The organism is candidate division TA06 bacterium, from assembly GCA_004376575.1.
Lineage (GTDB): Bacteria > Hydrothermota > DG-26 > E44-bin18 > E44-bin18 > E44-bin18.
The window spans coordinates 31,920-48,631 of the sequence record SOJN01000023.1 but is presented as its reverse complement, the minus strand read 5'-3'; the positions used below and the strand labels follow the sequence as shown (position 1 = coordinate 48,631).

At 50.6% G+C, this 16,712-nt stretch carries 19 protein-coding genes; all 19 read left to right on the top strand.

What is annotated here, in order from left to right:
• Nucleotides 1-817 (top strand): hypothetical protein (locus tag E3J62_01885; protein ID TET47359.1); only part of this gene is annotated, 817 nt, incomplete at its 5' end.
• A gap of 4 nt (nt 818-821) precedes the next feature.
• Complete coding sequence (locus tag E3J62_01880) at nt 822-3,749, top strand: choice-of-anchor D domain-containing protein (GenBank protein ID TET47358.1); 2,928 nt, start codon at nt 822-824, stop codon at nt 3,747-3,749.
• Between the two features lie 56 nt (nt 3,750-3,805).
• A complete protein-coding gene (gene der / locus E3J62_01875; protein ID TET47357.1) occupies nt 3,806-5,110 on the top strand; it encodes a ribosome biogenesis GTPase Der in 1,305 nt (434 codons plus the stop codon).
• Nucleotides 5,086-5,733 carry a glycerol-3-phosphate 1-O-acyltransferase PlsY gene (gene plsY / locus E3J62_01870; GenBank protein TET47356.1) on the top strand — a complete coding sequence of 216 codons (648 nt, stop codon included), beginning with the start codon at nt 5,086-5,088 and terminating at the stop codon, nt 5,731-5,733. Before der ends, plsY begins: the two co-directional genes overlap by 25 nt.
• A gap of 2 nt (nt 5,734-5,735) precedes the next feature.
• The gene (locus tag E3J62_01865; protein TET47355.1) at nt 5,736-6,737 is read left to right on the top strand and encodes an NAD(P)-dependent glycerol-3-phosphate dehydrogenase; all 1,002 of its coding nucleotides are present in this window, start codon (nt 5,736-5,738) and stop codon (nt 6,735-6,737) included.
• A 757-nt stretch (nt 6,738-7,494) separates the two neighbouring features.
• Nucleotides 7,495-8,259 carry a triose-phosphate isomerase gene (locus E3J62_01860; GenBank protein TET47354.1) on the top strand — a complete coding sequence of 255 codons (765 nt, stop codon included), beginning with the start codon at nt 7,495-7,497 and terminating at the stop codon, nt 8,257-8,259.
• Nucleotides 8,256-8,606, top strand: coding sequence for a preprotein translocase subunit SecG (gene secG, locus E3J62_01855; protein ID TET47353.1), 351 nt, complete (start codon nt 8,256-8,258; stop codon nt 8,604-8,606). The genes E3J62_01860 and secG overlap by 4 nt, the downstream gene beginning before the upstream one ends.
• A gap of 29 nt (nt 8,607-8,635) precedes the next feature.
• Complete coding sequence (gene rplU, locus E3J62_01850; protein TET47352.1) at nt 8,636-9,208, top strand: 50S ribosomal protein L21; 573 nt, start codon at nt 8,636-8,638, stop codon at nt 9,206-9,208.
• 7 nt (nt 9,209-9,215) lie between these two features.
• Entirely contained in the window at nt 9,216-9,473 is a 258-nt protein-coding gene (locus tag E3J62_01845; protein TET47351.1) for a 50S ribosomal protein L27, read from the top strand.
• A 9-nt stretch (nt 9,474-9,482) separates the two neighbouring features.
• On the top strand, nt 9,483-10,133 hold the full coding sequence (locus tag E3J62_01840; protein TET47350.1) for an MBL fold metallo-hydrolase: 651 nt from the start codon (nt 9,483-9,485) through the stop codon (nt 10,131-10,133).
• A gap of 41 nt (nt 10,134-10,174) precedes the next feature.
• A complete protein-coding gene (locus E3J62_01835; GenBank protein ID TET47349.1) occupies nt 10,175-10,582 on the top strand; it encodes a 4Fe-4S dicluster domain-containing protein in 408 nt (135 codons plus the stop codon).
• Between the two features lie 63 nt (nt 10,583-10,645).
• A complete protein-coding gene (locus E3J62_01830; GenBank protein ID TET47361.1) occupies nt 10,646-11,521 on the top strand; it encodes a heterodisulfide reductase, subunit B in 876 nt (291 codons plus the stop codon).
• A 691-nt stretch (nt 11,522-12,212) separates the two neighbouring features.
• A complete protein-coding gene (locus tag E3J62_01825; protein ID TET47348.1) occupies nt 12,213-13,490 on the top strand; it encodes an FAD-binding protein in 1,278 nt (425 codons plus the stop codon).
• A 6-nt stretch (nt 13,491-13,496) separates the two neighbouring features.
• The gene (locus E3J62_01820; protein TET47347.1) at nt 13,497-13,880 is read left to right on the top strand and encodes a (2Fe-2S) ferredoxin domain-containing protein; all 384 of its coding nucleotides are present in this window, start codon (nt 13,497-13,499) and stop codon (nt 13,878-13,880) included.
• 17 nt (nt 13,881-13,897) lie between these two features.
• Nucleotides 13,898-14,260: a hypothetical protein gene (locus E3J62_01815; protein TET47346.1), complete on the top strand. Its 363-nt coding sequence runs from the start codon at nt 13,898-13,900 to the stop codon at nt 14,258-14,260.
• A complete protein-coding gene (locus E3J62_01810) occupies nt 14,261-15,184 on the top strand; it encodes a CBS domain-containing protein (protein TET47345.1) in 924 nt (307 codons plus the stop codon).
• A gap of 3 nt (nt 15,185-15,187) precedes the next feature.
• The gene (locus E3J62_01805) at nt 15,188-15,547 is read left to right on the top strand and encodes a serine kinase (protein ID TET47344.1); all 360 of its coding nucleotides are present in this window, start codon (nt 15,188-15,190) and stop codon (nt 15,545-15,547) included.
• Nucleotides 15,504-16,271 carry a PHP domain-containing protein gene (locus E3J62_01800; protein TET47343.1) on the top strand — a complete coding sequence of 256 codons (768 nt, stop codon included), beginning with the start codon at nt 15,504-15,506 and terminating at the stop codon, nt 16,269-16,271. Before E3J62_01805 ends, E3J62_01800 begins: the two co-directional genes overlap by 44 nt.
• A gap of 3 nt (nt 16,272-16,274) precedes the next feature.
• On the top strand, nt 16,275-16,709 hold the full coding sequence (locus E3J62_01795; GenBank protein ID TET47342.1) for an ATP-binding protein: 435 nt from the start codon (nt 16,275-16,277) through the stop codon (nt 16,707-16,709).
• Nucleotides 16,710-16,712: the final 3 nt, after the last annotated feature.

Below are 16,712 nucleotides of genomic sequence, written 5' to 3'. Positions count from 1 at the left end.
AATAGGAGTCGCCAGCCGCGAGCAGTATGTTGTTTTCGAGGGCGACGGATCCATCCTCTGGTCCTATCCCATTAACGAGTCGTCCTCAGGCGTATCAGGTTCTACAGTTTTCGACCTGTACGGCGATGGATTTCCTGAAGTGATCCACTGTGATCAGGATTCAATAAGGATATTCGATGCCTTAAGTGGGATTCTTCTGTGGTCGAAAGAACACTCAACGCATACTGCTATGGAATTTCCGGTGATTGCAGACATTGACAAAGACGGTCATGCTGAACTCCTCACTGTAAGCAGCCCTTATGGTGACAAGTCCTACAACGGGCTTTTTGCATATGGGTTGGACGAGGGTGGTATACCCTGGGTGGAAGCAAGAAGGGTGTGGAACCAGCACACCTATCACATCACCAATGTGAATGACGACGGCTCTCTTCCCAGAGTTGAGTCTCCGAACTGGGTCGACTACAACAACTTCAGGTGTCAGTTGGCTGGTCTCATAGGGATCTATGAGAATGAAAAACCAGCAAAAAGAGTGAAGTCCTGGTCCTTGTCCGCCATGCCCAATCCGTTTTCGACGAGGACAACAATCGTGTTCAGCTCAAATTCAGAACAGGTGAGCTCTCTGGAAGAGTTGAAAGTCTACGACTGTACAGGAAGGAAGGTTAGGGGTTTTGATCTCCACTCAGATGGAATTGCCTTGCGGAGTTTTGTTTGGGACGGGACGGACGATGATGGCAGACTGCTTCCAACAGGTGTCTACATCGTCAGCGGCCATTCGCGAGGTGGGCGTGTTGATGCTAAGATCATAATTGTGAGGTAGACAAATGAGATTTTGTATACTTGTTTTGGTGGCGGCAATAGCTGCCACCAGTTCTTTTGGCGAAGAGGTTGTCAAGAGTTTCCCTGCTCCTGGCGGTTATTATGCATACGGTCTGACGTTTGATGGAACTGATCTCTGGTGCGGAGAGCTTCTCGATGGAAAGATATACAGGGTGGACACGGCGAGCGGGGCAGTGATTGAATCTATCCCTGGGCCCACGGACGATAACCACGCCCTTGCGTGGGATGGAACCTGTCTCTGGGTCGCCACAAGCTCGGTTGAGTCGAAGTACATACACAGGATAACCACAGCGGGCGTCGTTGTCGATTCCATACTATGTCCCAAGAGAGGAACTTCTCCTTATCCTGGTGGATTGACATGGGACGGTTCATACCTGTGGGTATCGATCTACTTCAGCCATCCAGCCCAAATATACAAGGTTGACACACTGGATGGAACGATTCTCGATTCCATCCGACCTCAAGGCGAACAACCGCAGGGGTTGGCATGGGATCCAACAGGGCCCTACCTCTGGAACTGCATGGACAACAATGACGGTGACCCGGAACTGATATGGAAGTTCAATGCGATGACAGGAGAGACGCTTCTATCATTTCCTGTACCAGATACATTCTCAGACAAGAGGCCAAGGGGTCTTGCCTGGGATGGCCAGTATCTCTGGATAGTCTCCAGGGGGCCTGGTGGGCCGAGCCCACCTCAGTATATATATAAGATAGATCCCGGGGGAGCCGGCTATCCGATCATCAATCTCTCAGCCCACTCTCACGACTATAGACACACGATCATCGGTGTCGGCGACTCCTGGCAGTTGATCATAGGCAATGTGGGAACTGCCGACCTGGTTGTAGATAGCCTCTCAGTTGATAACAATGTATTTGGGTTTAGTGGCGTCTATCCCGAAACCATTCTTCCGGGTTCCACATACACTGTGGATGTCGACTTCGATCCAACAGTTTATGGCTCAACTTCCGGGAGTCTCTATGTTTATCATTCAGATCCAATAAATCCCGTGCAGTCTGTGTATCTTGTAGGCTTTGGCGTTTATGCTGATGCAGAGATAGACATCGCTAATACGCTTCACAACTGGGGAGACATAAGGGTTCGCGCGAGCACGAGGTGGTTTCTACCAGTAGTAAACCAGGGAGCGGCCCCACTCACCCTGGATAGTCTCTCATTTACTGATTCAAACTTCTTCCTGTGGGAGGAAATGTTCCCGATAGTTGTCGATTCGACAGACTCGGCATTCATCCCAGTCTGGTTTTCACCGCAAGGTGGGACGACGTATGCTGGTTCACTCACCGTTTATTCTGATGATCCTGACGAGTCCGCCATTCCCATAGTTCTTCAGGGGACAGGGGATCCATCGCCCTATCCAGGTGGAAGAGAGTTCTGGCACTATGAAGCACCCGGGGACATATTCAGACATGTAAGGTCCATTAGGTGGATACCTGACATTAACGGAGACTCTGTTGCTGATGTGATAGCCGTCTCAGAGAACGACACGCTTTATTGCATTCACGGCAACGGTTCAGGGACAGGTGACGTCTTGTGGATCTACGAGGTGTCATACGTGTACAGTGACAGAGCGATGATAGTTGTCCCCGATATAGATGGCGATTCAGTTCCCGACGTGGTGATTGGGACAGCAGGAGGTGACAGGTCTGTCAGAGCGATATCAGGAGCTGACGGCGATTCAATCTGGAGATACGACACACACGAGTACGGCGGTGGGGGATGGGTGTACGAGGTCTCAGCCGTAGTCGACCTAGATGGTGACGATGTGGTGGACATACTTGCAGGAGCAGGAGATGATGGAGGTCACACCGGGCCGGAAAGAGCATTCGCGTTGAGTGGTGTTGACGGAACAAAAATATGGGAGCAACATGTAGGTGCCGCGGTTTTCGGCATAAGAGAGATAGACGACGTAAACGGAGACTTGATCCCGGATGTTGCCTGCGGAACAGGAAACACAAGTCCTTCTGTCAAAGGTGTATATTGCCTGGATGGTCTGACAGGAGACACTATCTGGTACAACAATACAGGTGACGCCATGTGGTCTGTCTGTCCCATAGAAGACATAAACGGTGACAGCATCGGTGATGTTATAGCAGGGGCAATGGATGGCACGGTCTATGCTCTGGATGGTGTATCTGGGGCAGAGCTGTGGCGAAAATCGGTAGGAGGCATTGTCGAACATGTCTGGGTCACAGAAGATGTTGACGGAGATGGATACGACGACGTGCTCCCTGGTGGGCTGATGGGAGCCATGTATTGTCTGCAGGGTGATAGCGGGAACACGATCTGGCTTACTCCCAGCGGGCACATGGCTTTCGTCAATGTCCCCATGGGTGATGTGACAGGAGATCTGATCAGCGATTGCATAGCCGGGTCTGGCTTCAGCGTGAACACCATCTTCTGTCTTGACGGCGTAACCGGGGATACTTTGTGGACGAAACCTTCTGCGAGTGCGGTGGAGACCGGCTGGCCCATCCCTTCTATCGACCAAAATGGATATGACGACGTGCTAATAGGCACAAGAGAGGGGATGATTTTGGCACTGTCAGGGGGAGAACCAGAAGTTGGCATCTCTGTGGAGAGGCCATCTAGTGCCGGTGACCGTTTTCGTATTCTTCAGAATCGCCCAAACCCATTCTACACGGAGACCACGATTAGTGCCATTGGCATAAGCCCCGGCGAGAAGACGATACTGAAGGTGTATGACCTCTCTGGTCGCCTGGTGGCTGAATTGTCTGAACCCAATGGGAGTGGTGGAGGCGCTGTTGCGAGATTGGTCTGGGATGGAACTGATAGAAGTGGCCGAATGGTCTCAAGCGGGATCTATTTCTGCAAACCTTCTTCAGGCAAAGAAGCCAGGACCATAAAGATGGTCCGCCTAAACCGCCGAAAATAAGAGATAGGATCCTATTTAGTGCCCGGTAAAATTGTCCCCGGGGGTGAACCCTGAAGATGAGTCTTCCAGTAGTGGCTATTGTGGGCAGGCCTAATGTGGGGAAGTCCACGCTCTTCAATCGAATTGTGAAGAAGCGAGAGGCGGTTGTGGACGATCTCCCCGGTGTGACAAGAGACAGAAAGTACGCTGAGGCCGATTGGGCGGGAACAAGATTCCTGGTTGCAGATACAGGAGGTTTCATACCCAGCAGTGTCACGGGCATGGAGGCCAGGGTCAAACGTCAGGTTGAACTGGCGATAGGTGAGTCAGACCTGGTCGTCTTTCTAACAGATGGTCGTGAAGGTGCGAATCCCATAGAGAAGGAGATAGCAACCAGCCTGAGAAAGTCGGACAAACCCTGTCTTCTGGTGGTGAACAAAGTTGACAGGATGCAGGACACGAGACTGGTGGATGAGTTCTATCAGCTTGGTCTATCAGATCCCATCCCTGTCAGTGCTGCCCATGGCCTGGGAGTTGGGGACTTTCTCGATATCCTCGTCTCCAAAATTCCCAGGAGAGAAGTAGGGCCAGTTGTGGCTGGAATAAGGATCGCAGTCGTCGGGAGGCCGAACGTTGGCAAGTCATCCTTTGTCAATCACCTCGTGCAGGAGGAGAGACTAATAGTGGATGAAAAACCAGGGACCACAAGGGACAGCATCGACACCTCTCTCTATTTTGACGGGAAGAAACTGGTCTTGGTTGACACAGCCGGTCTGAGGAAAAGGACCAAAGTCAAGGAGTCCTTGGAATACTTCTGTACCATAAGAACTCTCAGGTCCATACAGGAGAGCGACGTGACGGTTCTGATAACAGATGCGAGTGAAGGCCCCACCAAACAGGACAAGAGGATAGCAGTCAGTTCAAGGCACTACGGCAAATGTCTGGTCGTTGTCGCCAACAAGATTGATCTTCTTAAGAGTGCAAAAAAAAGGGACCTGTCGAAAGCCTATCACAACGGATTTTCTTTTGTCCCATATGCGTCAGTGATTCCCACGTCGGCCTTACTTGGATCCGGACTGGAGAGGGTGCTTGAGGCTGCAATTGAAGCGGCCGTAGAGAGTAGTGCCAGGGTGAAGAAGAAAAGGCTGGCGGAAACTATTGAGCGGGCCGTCGAGAGGTCCAAGCCACCGGCTTATGGTGGGAAGTGGGTGAGAATAACCGGATGCGAACAGAAGGGCGTCTCTCCTCCCAGATTTCTCCTCTTCTCAAATCTGCCAGCAGGCATTTCAAAAGGTTACCTTAGATACCTCGAGAAGAACATCAGACATGACTTTGGGTTTGTGGGAACGCCCATCAGATTGTCGGTAGCGAGGAAAAAGTGATATACATCATCGCCTTCATAGCAGGATTCATTCCCGGCTCCATACCCTTCGGTTTTATCGTGGTCAAACTGCTGCGGCGGACTGACATCAGGGAGCACGGTTCCGGAAACATAGGTGCCACCAACGTAATAAGAGTTGTGGGTAAAGGCCCCGGGATTTTTGTGTTTTTCTTTGATGTCATGAAAGGGCTTTTGCCGGCACTCATTTTCAAACTGCTGTTCAACACGAACGCAGGGATCGCTGCTGGTGTTGGTGCAATTGCAGGACACATGTTCACGCCAATCCTCAAGTTCAAGGGAGGAAAGGGGGTTGCAACGAGCCTCGGGGTCTTCATCGGTCTGGCGCCAATCGCTTCAGCTGTGGCTTTTGGGGTGTGGCTCATTGTTTTCCTGAGCTTTCGGTGGGTTTCGCTCGCCTCAGTTGCCGGAGCAATATCCTTGCCAGTGTTTCTTTATATTTCACGAAGCTTGGCTTTCTCCGAGTTCTCTCCAGGTCTGCTGGTTTTTGCATTGGTAGCCACTCTCGTCGTCATCATGAGGCATTCAGCCAACATCAAAAGACTCTGCAGGGGCAAGGAGCCCAAGTTCTCCTGGGAAAAGAAACTCCAGCAAGACAGAGGTTAAACATGGAAATATCCATTCTTACTGCAGGCAACTGGGGTACTGTTCTTGCGCTTATCCTTTCCGAAGAGGGGCACAGTGTAAAACTGTGGGAACCGATCCCCGCTAGGGCAGAGAGGATGAAAGAAACGAGAGAGAACAAAGAATTTCTGCGAGGCTACAAAATCCCCAGATCGATATTCGTGGATTCGGACATTGAGAAGTGCCTGGTCAAGCCTGAGATGGTCATCTTTGTCCATCCCTCACATCTGGTTAGAAAGTTCGCTCAGGCTGCCGGAAAACACCTGAGCTCTGCCAAAGCTGTCGTAACGATGATGAAAGGTCTGGACAAGGAATCCCTGAGCAGGGTGTCTGAAGTCCTCCGAGAGGAATTGCCGGATGAACTCAGAGAGAAAATTGTCGCAGTCTCAGGGCCGTGCATAGCAAATGAAGTGGCAAAGGGGGTTCCCACATCCGTCGTTGCAGCCGGGCCGAGGTCAGTCGCAGAAATAGTGCAGAAAATCCTCGGAACGCGCAGACTCCGCGTCTACACCTCTGAAGACATGTTGGGCGTTGAGCTTGGAGGAGCACTCAAGAACGTGGTGGCCATAGCGGCGGGGATTTGCGACGGTCTCGGGCTGGGTACCAATTCTAAAGGTGCGCTTCTTACGAGAGGTGCAGCGGAGATAGCCCGTCTGGCAGTTGCTATGGGAGCAGATCCGCTCACTGTCTGGGGCCTTTCTGGAATGGGGGACATGATAACCACCTGTTTCAGTGAGCACTCCAGGAACAGACACGTGGGCGAAGAGATTGGTAAGGGCAAGACTCTTCAGACGGCTCTTGACGAGATGGTCATGGTGGCAGAAGGAGTAAATACAACGGAGTGTGTGAGAAGACTCTCCGAGGACTACTCCGTCGAGATGCCCATAACCGAGCAGATCTATCAAGTTCTATACAACTCGAAGTCTCCGCTCGACGCGATCGACGCTTTGATGTCGAGAGAACAGAAGCCGGAATTCTGGACCTAGCACGCCATGTGACAGCTATCAGCGTCCAGCTGTCAGCTAATAGATGCAACTACGAAATTCCCATCGACCCGTCCCCCCACCTCAGAAATTTCCATCTTCCCAGCGCGCACCCTCGAAATTCCGCTCAACCCTTCCACCCACCTTCGAAAATAGAAACGAAATAGGCCCCCCCCGCCTGTTGGCGGGATGAGGCATATTTCGTCGTGTTTAGTCTTTGTTAGAGGTCACAAGCGAAGCTCAGTGAGCTCGTTACAAAGAGTTAATCCTGAGGAGGCGGAAGCCGACGAAGGGCTTACTCGGATCGAAGATCACTGCCGAGCGATGGCGAAGGTTGAGTTTTAGAAAGTCTCGATCCCGAGCGTAGCCCCGAGTCTATCGAGGGGCGAAGTCTAGGGAAGTTAATCCTGCTTAGTCTCTCTTGCTGAGACGGAGTCGAAGCTTAGAGAGAATTAGTCCTGAGGCGGGGCCGAAGGGAGCCGCAGGCGAAGGGAGCGAAGCCGAAGGATCTGCTTATCGCCGGGCCAACAACCCGACTTCTCTTTGCACGTCGACAGGCTGGGCATAAACTCCCAGACCGAAGACTGGCAAAGTCCTCTTGGATTTCAATTTCGCAGTTTCGTAGTTTCGTATTTTGTGTCAGAAATCTTGTGGTTTCAATGCTTAAGCTGAGAGCTGACAGCCATGTTACAGCCGTGTAAGGTCTTGACATATTCGCAATTATGGCTATTATGAATCACGGCACGGAGAAGGATGTGTAATGAGAACACCCATCATATTTGGCAACTGGAAGATGAACAAGACTATTGGCGAGGCAAGAGAGCTGGCTGGTTCAATTGCCAGGAAAATAGCCACTGACAGAATAGAGATCGGCGTGGCACCTCCTTTCACATCTCTCACTGCAGTCAGAGACTCCATCAAAGGCAGCTCTATTCATCTTGCCGCACAGAATGTTTACTGGGAGATGGAAGGTGCCTTCACAGGCGAGATTTCGCCGAAGTTTGCTGTTGACAGTGGTTGCGACTATGCTATAATCGGGCACTCCGAAAGGAGACAATACTTCGGAGAGACCAACCACACCGTAAACAAAAAGCTAAAGAGTTCTCTCTCAGTCGGGTTGAAGACGATTCTCTGTGTCGGTGAACTTCTCAAGCAGAGAGAAGCGGGGAAGATGGAAGCTGTGGTGGGAGGGCAAATCAGAGAATGTATGGTTGGGATCTCCACCAGTGAAGTAAGGTCTGTAGTGGTTGCTTATGAACCTGTTTGGGCAATCGGGACCGGGAAGACGGCAACACCTGGACAGGCCCAGGAGGTTCATTCGTTCATAAGGTCTCTTCTCAAGGAACTCTATGATGAGGAGATATCACAATTGCTGAGAATCCAATACGGTGGGAGCGTGAAACGAGACAATGCCTCTATCCTGATGAAAGAGGCCGATATAGATGGTTTTCTCGTTGGAGGAGCAAGCCTTGAGGCCGAGTCATTTCTTGAAATAATCGAGAAGTCGTTGGAGGTCATTGCATAGTGTTTTCTATCGTGCTTCCAATCCATATTCTGGTGTCCGCATGTCTGGTCATAGTCACTCTACTGCAGCGCGGAAAAGGTGGAGGCCTCTCCGGCGTATTTGGAGGCGGAGGTTCGCAGTCGGTGTTCGGGGGCAGAGGTGCAACACCCGTGCTTGCCAAGGCGACTGTCGTGTTCGCAGTCTTGTTTATGCTGACTTCTTTGTCTCTTACTTTGATATCCGCGTCCAGGAGGGCTCCACGCAGCGCAGTGGAAGGAGAAATGCAAAGAGGTCCCTTTGCCCCTGCTGAGGAGGGACTGGTGCCCCTTGAGCCCATACAAGAAGAACCAGAATCAACCGGAGAATAACAGTGTATGCTATTGTGGAATCAGGAGGTATGCAGTTCAAGGTCGAGAAGGACTCGCGCATCCGTATCCCGAAGCTGGATGCCGAGCCTGGATCTGAGGTCCGTCTGGACAAAGTTCTGGCCTTGAGTGACGGAGGCAACTTTCACGTAGGTTCACCTTATGTGAAGGAGGCTCAGGTAAAGGCCAAGCTGTTGATTCATGCCAAACACGAAAAGATCATAGTCTATAAATTCAAGAGAAGAAAGAATTACAGGAGGAAAAGAGGTCACAGGCAGGACTATTCGGAATTACTCATCACGGAAATCCTTGCGCCAAAGATCTTAAAAGAAGAAGCTGCACCAAAGGTCCTGAAAGAAAAGACTGTACCCAAGGTGGAGAAGAAGAAGGCTCCTAAGAAGAAAGTAACAAGAAAAAAGATAGCAGCAGTTGCGGCTGAGAAAACCAAGCCTGCCACGGCAAGAGCAAAACCTGTGAGGAAAAAGAAGGTTGCAAAGAAGGTACGGTCTCGCAGGAAGGTGGCTGCTAAGCCGGCTACCAAAGCGAAGAAGAAGACGACAAGACGGGTAATCGGTCGGCTGAGAAGAAAAAAAGAAAAGGAGTGATAGTCACATGGCACACAAAAAAGGAATGGGGTCCAGCAGAAATGGCCGGGACAGCAATGCAAAGATGCTGGGTGTTAAGGCCTATGGCGGCGAGTTTGTTACGGCCGGTTCTATCCTGGTGAGACAGAGGGGAACAAGAATTCATCCAGGGACAAACGTAGGTAAGGGCGGCGACGACACGCTGTTTGCCAAAATAGATGGATACGTCCAGTACGGGCGAATGGATAGAAAGAGAAAGAGGGTCTCTGTACTGTCAGATCTATAGGGGGGGGCGATGAAGATAAAGTGGCTCGGACATGCCTCGTTCCTGATTACGCCAAAGTCGGGACACAAAATTCTGACAGATCCGTACAAATCCGGTTCATACGGCGGCGCCGTGCGCTACAAGAAAATACATGAACATGCAGACATTGTGCTCATCAGCCATGACCACGAGGATCACAACGACGTGAGTTCCCTGCCCGGCGATCCTGTGGTTCTGAAGGGCGCAGGAGACAATGAGGCAAAAGGATTCAAGTTCAAGGGCGTTGCCACGTATCACGACGAATGTCGGGGCAGAGAAAGAGGGGACAACACCATTTTCCTCTTCGAAGCAGATGGCCTGACAGTCTGCCATCTTGGGGATCTGGGCCACACGCTCTCAGAGGAAGAGATCGCAGATATCGGGAAAGTCGATATTCTGTTCGTTCCTGTGGGTGGCCTCTATACGATAGATGCCGAGCAAGCAACCACGGTCGTCAAAGCCCTTCAGCCGAAGCTCGTGATACCCATGCACTACAAGACTGAGAAGCTTGGTTTTGACATCGACGGTGTGGAGAAGTTTCTCGAGGGGAAAGAAGGGGTGAAGAGACAGGGTTCCCCGGAAATGGAGTTTGCGCACCTGGAAGACGAGAGCCAGATCGTTGTTCTAGACCATGCCATGTAGGTGACCTTGGTCTACAGGGATGCGGGCAGGACCGAAAGACTATGAGAGTAAGGATATCACGCAAAAAGCTGAGAGATGAAGTCATAGCCAGGATTGAAGAAATCAGTGGTGAGCAGATTTCTAAGTGCTTCCAGTGTGGAAAGTGCTCAGCGGGTTGCCCCAGTGTCGATTCGATGGACATACTGCCGAACCAGATAATAAGGCTTCTCCAGATAGGCGAGAAGGATGAAGTCCTTGCCAGCAGGACCATCTGGGTGTGTGACAGTTGTTTCACTTGCGAGTCGAGGTGTCCCAAGGGGATTGATGTTGCAAAAGTGATGGAGGCAGCCAGGCAGATAATCCTCAGGGCGAACGTGGACAAGGTGAAACCGTATGAGATTGATGAGAAGACCTTTGAGGGCCTTCCACAGGCCGGAATAGTGAGCTGCCTTAGAAAGTTCACAGGATAAGCCATGAGCCCGGAATCAACACTTCAGACTCCCCAGCAGGAGACAGAAGCTAAACAATCAAGTATCAAAATCGCATACTACCCCGGATGCACTCTCAAGACTACAGGCACAGGGCTTGAAATGTCGGCCATAGCAGCAGCAAAAGCCCTTGGTCTGGAACTCGTCGAACTCGAGAGATGGAACTGCTGCGGTACAGTCCACTCTCTGGCAAACGATAACATAATCAACAACCTGGCCGCAGTGAGAAACCTCATAAGAGCAAAGGAGAGTGGGTACGACCGTTTTGTGACTCTCTGTTCGATCTGTTACAATACTCAAAAGTCGGTCAACAACATAATCAGGAATGATGAAGAGAAGAAGGGCAAGATAAACAGCTTCATGTATGAGGAACCTGACTATGAAGGGGACGTGGCGGTTCTCCACCTTCTGGAGGCGATAAGAGATGAGGTTGGGTTCGGTAATATGGCCGAGAAAATATCCAAGCCTCTTTCCTCTTTGAAAATAGCTCCCTACTATGGGTGCCTTCTTCTGAGGCCGAAAGAGATAGCACTCGACAGTCAGGAGAATCCCACGATAATGGAGGAGCTGTTAAGCGCTACGGGAGCCCAGGTGGTTGACGACCCATACAAGACTGAGTGCTGTGGCACCTATCACACGGTGGTGGATGTAGACCTGGTCGTCGAACACGCCTACAGGATTCTTTCCTCCGCGGTCAAACGTGGAGCCGATGCAATATCCACCACGTGTCCTCTGTGCCACTTCAACCTGGACAGAAGACAGAAAGAGGTGGGGAAGAGGTACGGCGACTTCAAGCCAATTCCAGTTTTCTATTTCACCCAGTTGCTCTGCATTGCCCTGGGCCTTGGTGAGGAGCCCTGCAATTTCGAGCTCCATTACGTGGATCCCCGATCACTGCTTGCGGAAAAGCATCTCCTGTAACACCCCCTGTACATCGAAAATCGAAAACGAAATAGGGCCAATCCGTCCTTGGACGGAGTGAGGCATATTTCGTCGTGCTTAGTCTTTCTTAACGAGACCGAGTGTCGGCGAAGGTCGAGTTTTAGAAAGAATTAGTCCTGAGGCAACGCCGAAGGGAGCGGAGTCCGAAGGACGGAGCCGAAGGATCTGCTTGTGCCAGATTGCTTCGTCGCTAACGCTCCTCGCAATGACACGCTTCTTTATCGTGTGGTGAGTAGGGCGTCATCACCCCCCGGTCGGCCGAAAATCGAGCCAAGAACACGAAATTGCGAAATTGAAATCCGAGATTGCTGCGCCCTTTGCTATTACATACCTTCAGGGCGCTCGCGCCGGGGTGGCCCATCTCCGCCCCGGGTGGCACTGATGCGCTCCCGCCCTGACCCGTGAACTTAGCTGTTGAGATTGGTTGACGGAGAAGTGTAGGGGGCCTAAAAAGAGGCCCCGATTTTCGACCTTCGGACTTCGTGGGGGCTGATAGCTATCGTATAGCGTACAGGGCAGATGGGCTAAATGCCCAAAATTCCTACATTTCCAAAAAGAATAGCCTTGACTGGATTGCCTATTATCGTAAAATGTCCTGATTCGCTGTGGTGTTCCGCAACACAGCGAACAGAAGCCGGACACTGTGTAGTAACGGAAAAGGACCTCGGAATTGAAGAAAATTGGTGTTTTTGTATGCCACTGCGGGATAAATATCGCGACCAACGTTGATGTTGCGCATGCAGCTCGACAGTTGGCCGAGTATCCGGGAGTTGTGAGGGCCGAGCACTACCAATACATGTGTTCGGATCCCGGACAGAACCTCATCAAAAAATCGATTGAAGATGACGAGCTTGACGCTGTAGTTGTGGCGGCATGTTCGCCTAACCTCCACCTGACGACTTTTCGGCGCGCTGCCCAGTCCGCGGGGCTGAATCCATATCTCCTAGAAGAAGCTAACATAAGAGAGCAGTGCAGCTGGGTCCATGACGACAGAGAGAAAGCGACTGCCAAGGCGATCAAGTTGATACAGGCCATGGTGGAGAAGGCGAGCAGGAATATACCTTTGATACCGGTGAAGGTCCCTGTTACCAAGAAAGCCCTTGTAGTCGGGGCCGGCATCGCTGGGATGCAGGCTGCACTAGACATCGCCAACAGCGGCTATGAAACCCTGCTCGTTGAAAAGGACCCTTCAATTGGCGGGCACATGGCTCAGCTCTCAGAGACATTTCCCACCCTTGACTGCTCTCAATGCATAATGACCCCAAAGATGGTCGAGGTGGCCCAGAATCCCTTGATCAAACTGCATACGTACTCTGAACTCGAGGAGATCTCAGGCTATGTGGGCAATTTCAAGGCGAAGATTAAGAAAAAGGCGAGATCAGTAGATATGGAGAAGTGCACAGGCTGCGGAGACTGCTGGACCAACTGTCTTGTGAGGAACAGGCCTGAGATTCCTGAAGTCCCTTCGATTGCTCCAGCCATAGAGAAAGAGTTGCTGGCAAGGCTAGATGAGATAATAGGAAAATACGAAGGTGGAGAAGGGGTCGAAATACCCATTCTCGAGGACATAAACTCTGAGTTCAACTACCTACCCAAAGAAACCCTTCTCTATGTGGCCGAGAGGCTGGATATACCTGTGTCCAAGCTGTACGAAATAGCTACGTTCTACAACGCTTTCAGCTTAGAGCCGAGGGGAAAATACACAATAAATGTCTGTCTCGGCACTGCCTGCCACGTACAGGGGGGAGCTAGATTGCTGGAGAGAGTCGAGGAGGACTTGAACATTGAAGCAGGCCAGACTACAGAAGACATGAATTTCAGCTTGGAGACTGTTCGCTGTCTTGGTTGCTGCGGCCTGGCACCAGTGGTCACAGTTGGAGACGACTTGTACGGTAAGGTAAGACAGGTAAAGATTCCCACAATACTGAAAAAGTACAAAGGCGGGTAACTATCGATGCCGAAGCTGAAACCTGAAGACCTGGAGAAGATTAGAGAGAGAATGAGGAAGATGACCATGCTGCGTGAGGGGGCAGGCAAGGCAAAGATTACAGTTCACATGGGGACCTGCGGGATAGCTGCTGGGGCGAGGAAGATAATGAGCACCTTGATGGCACTGCTTGAAGAGAGTGATGCAAAGGACATCATTCTTACCACATCTGGCTGTGCTGGGCTGTGCAGTAGGGAGCCCATGGCTACAGTTGAACTAAAGGGCGAAGCGCCTGTGAAGTATATTGATTTGACAGAGGAGAAGATTCGGAAGATTTTTTCTGAGCACGTAATTGGGGGGAAGATAGTCACTGAACACGCCTTAGCCATAGGAAGCGAGCAGGTGTCATAGGCAGGAGGAGCATCCGAATGAGATTAGAGAAGATAAAACAGATTCTTGAAGCAAAGGTGATTGTCGGAGCGGAAGACCTTCAGAAGGAAGTGAAGATGGCATGCGGCTCTGATCTGATGAGTGACGTACTGGCCTTCATCAAATCGGACTCGATACTCCTAACTGGATTGGTAAATCCTCAGTGCGTTCGCACGGCAGAGGTGGCCGGCATAATAGCAATCTGCTTCGCAAGAGGCAAGAAACCCCCTGAGGATACGAAAAGGTTAGCTGAGGAAAAGAAGATTGTGCTGCTCTCAACCGACCTTCTCATGTATGAGTCCTGCGGGAGGTTGTATAAGGCTGGGTTGCCCGGCTGCTCCGACTTTGAGAAAGGTTTCTAGTTGGCTGAAGAGAAGAGAGTCACGAAGGTTCAAGAGTTACTGTATGAACTGACCGTGAGCGATGTGATGAAGCATGTTGTGATTTCGATTCCGGTAGAGACGAAAATGAGCGAACTCAGAGACATACTCCGGTCCGGTCATATTTCAGGAGCGCCCGTTGTAGACGGAGATGAGTTAGTTGGGATCATTAGCCTTCAAGACTTCATCGATTGGTTAGCTGAAGGGCAGCCAGACACTTCGGTTGCGCAGAGGATGACCAGCGATGTGGAAGGCGTGTACGTAGATGATTCGCTTGTTAGTGCTGTTGAGAAGTTTGAGAAACACGGATTTGGCCGATTCCCGGTGATTACACGCAAAGATAGAAGAGTAATAGGGATCATCACCAAAGGTACAATTGTGCAAGGGTTACTGGAAAAGCTGGCCATTATTCGGCGCGAAGAGGAGGATCAGAATCACTCAGTGAGTCGCATCTTTGAGGAGATAGTTGCCAATAAGGTTAGCCTTGTGTTGGAGTTCCGCATAGCGGGCCGGGATTTCCAGAATGCCGGTGCAAGCGCAAGCGGACTCAAAAGGGCTTTAAAGCACCTCAATGTCCATCCTCGAATCATACGCAGGGCGGCAGTTGCTACCTACGAAGCAGAGATGAACATGGTCATCTATGGCGAAGGTGGGGAGATTCTGGTCAACATAGAACCACATCGAATACAGATCGAAGCTATAGATTCGGGTCCCGGCATTCCCGATGTTGAGAAAGCTATGCAACCCGGCTACTCAACTGCAACTGAATGGATCAGAGAAATGGGATTTGGGGCAGGCATGGGGCTAAGCAATATCAAGAAATGTGCCGATGTCATGGACCTTACTTCAACCGTAGGTAAGGGGACGCGTCTGAAGGTCACTATCAACATACACCGTAAGGATTGAGACATGAAACTGAATGAGATAGTCGATAAGCTGAATCTGGAAGTCATGTGCGGATCGAGCAAACTCGACAATGAAGTAAGGGGAGGATATGCGAGCGATCTTCTGAGCGATGTCATTGCCAATAGTAGAGAGGGAAATATCTGGGTTACCCTTCAGATTCATCTGAACATAGTTGCCGTCGCCTCCTTGAATCGTGTGTCTGGAATTTTGTTGGTCAACGGAAGGCATCCGGAGGAAGAAACTATTAGGAAGGCTGAAACCGAAGGCATCCCGATCCTGGTGAGTAAGCTGCCTGCCTTTGAGATTATTGGTAGGCTGCATGATCTTGGTGTTCGCGGGGTCGGTGATGGTGGATCAGTTTAAGGGGGATCTACACATTCATACGTGCCTTTCTCCTTGTGGTGACAACAATATGCTACCCACTCTGATAGTCGGACAAGCCAAGAAAAAGAACCTGGATGTGATCGCTATCTGTGATCATAATTCAGCGGAGAATGTTCCGGCAGTGAAGAAAGCAGGGGAAAGGGTAGGCGTTGTAGTCATTGGTGGAATTGAAATAACGTCGCAAGAAGAGGTACATGTATTAGCTCTGTTCGAAAACGATGCAGATTTACTCCGTGTTCAAGATATAGTCTACAAACATTTATCTGGAGTAAATGATCAAGACTACTTTGGAGAACAGCTGGTCGTAGATGAAAATGACAGTATAATGGGCATCAATGATAGGCTATTGATCGGGGCGACCACACTTCTGATTGAACAGATTGTCGATATCGTCCACAAATCCGGCGGCATAGCAATTGCATCGCATGTTGACCGCGAAGCCTTCAGCATCATCGGCCAGCTTGGATTCATCCCTGACGGGTTGAACATAGACGCTCTGGAAGTGTCGCCGCGGAATCCCGTGAAAGAGGTGAAAGCAAGGTTACCTCAGGTGAATGATTTTCCGATAGTTAGGTTCTCTGATGCGCACTATTTGGAAGACATAGGAGAAACGTATACTTCTTTCTTTACTGAAAATCTTAGCGTTGATGAGTTAAGCAAGGCCTTGCTGAACAGAGACGGGAGAAAGGCGGTGACCCACTAACTTGTGGAGGACATATCCTTGCATATTCTTGACATTGTGGAGAATTCAATCGCTGTTTCTGCAAGTAGGGTTGAAATAACGGTTGTCGAAGACATGGAGAAAGACCTGCTTTTGGTTGAGATTAAAGACAATGGCCAGGGTATGAGCGAAGAGAGGCTCGAGAAAGTGCTAGATCCATTCTTCACTACCAAGAGCGTTAGAAAAGTGGGACTGGGACTTCCCCTTCTAGCCCAAGCGGCAAGACAGAGCGGTGGAGATATTGAGATAGAGTCAAAGGTCGGCATAGGGACCAGAGTCAAGGCTACGTTCCAGCACAGCCACCCTGATCGCAAGCCTCTGGGCGATATTCCTGAGACTATGAGGATCTTGAGGGCCGGCAATCCTGACATTGAGTTCGTATACAAGTACGAGAAAATCGAAGATAGCAAAAACGAGTGAGCA

Excerpts from the sequence above, each read along its gene's own strand:
- E3J62_01845 (TET47351.1), top strand. The coding sequence starts at position 9,216 with ATGGCACACAAAAAAGGAATGGGGTCCAGCAGAAATGGCCGGGACAGC.
- E3J62_01860 (TET47354.1), top strand. The coding sequence starts at position 7,495 with ATGAGAACACCCATCATATTTGGCAACTGGAAGATGAACAAGACTATT.
- E3J62_01805 (TET47344.1), top strand. The coding sequence starts at position 15,188 with ATGAAACTGAATGAGATAGTCGATAAGCTGAATCTGGAAGTCATGTGC.
- E3J62_01815 (TET47346.1), top strand. The coding sequence starts at position 13,898 with ATGAGATTAGAGAAGATAAAACAGATTCTTGAAGCAAAGGTGATTGTC.
- E3J62_01880 (TET47358.1), top strand. The coding sequence starts at position 822 with ATGAGATTTTGTATACTTGTTTTGGTGGCGGCAATAGCTGCCACCAGT.
- der (TET47357.1), top strand. The coding sequence starts at position 3,806 with ATGAGTCTTCCAGTAGTGGCTATTGTGGGCAGGCCTAATGTGGGGAAG.
- rplU (TET47352.1), top strand. The coding sequence starts at position 8,636 with ATGCAGTTCAAGGTCGAGAAGGACTCGCGCATCCGTATCCCGAAGCTG.
- E3J62_01820 (TET47347.1), top strand. The coding sequence starts at position 13,497 with ATGCCGAAGCTGAAACCTGAAGACCTGGAGAAGATTAGAGAGAGAATG.
- E3J62_01800 (TET47343.1), top strand. The coding sequence starts at position 15,504 with ATGATCTTGGTGTTCGCGGGGTCGGTGATGGTGGATCAGTTTAAGGGG.
- E3J62_01865 (TET47355.1), top strand. The coding sequence starts at position 5,736 with ATGGAAATATCCATTCTTACTGCAGGCAACTGGGGTACTGTTCTTGCG.
- E3J62_01840 (TET47350.1), top strand. The coding sequence starts at position 9,483 with ATGAAGATAAAGTGGCTCGGACATGCCTCGTTCCTGATTACGCCAAAG.
- E3J62_01835 (TET47349.1), top strand. The coding sequence starts at position 10,175 with ATGAGAGTAAGGATATCACGCAAAAAGCTGAGAGATGAAGTCATAGCC.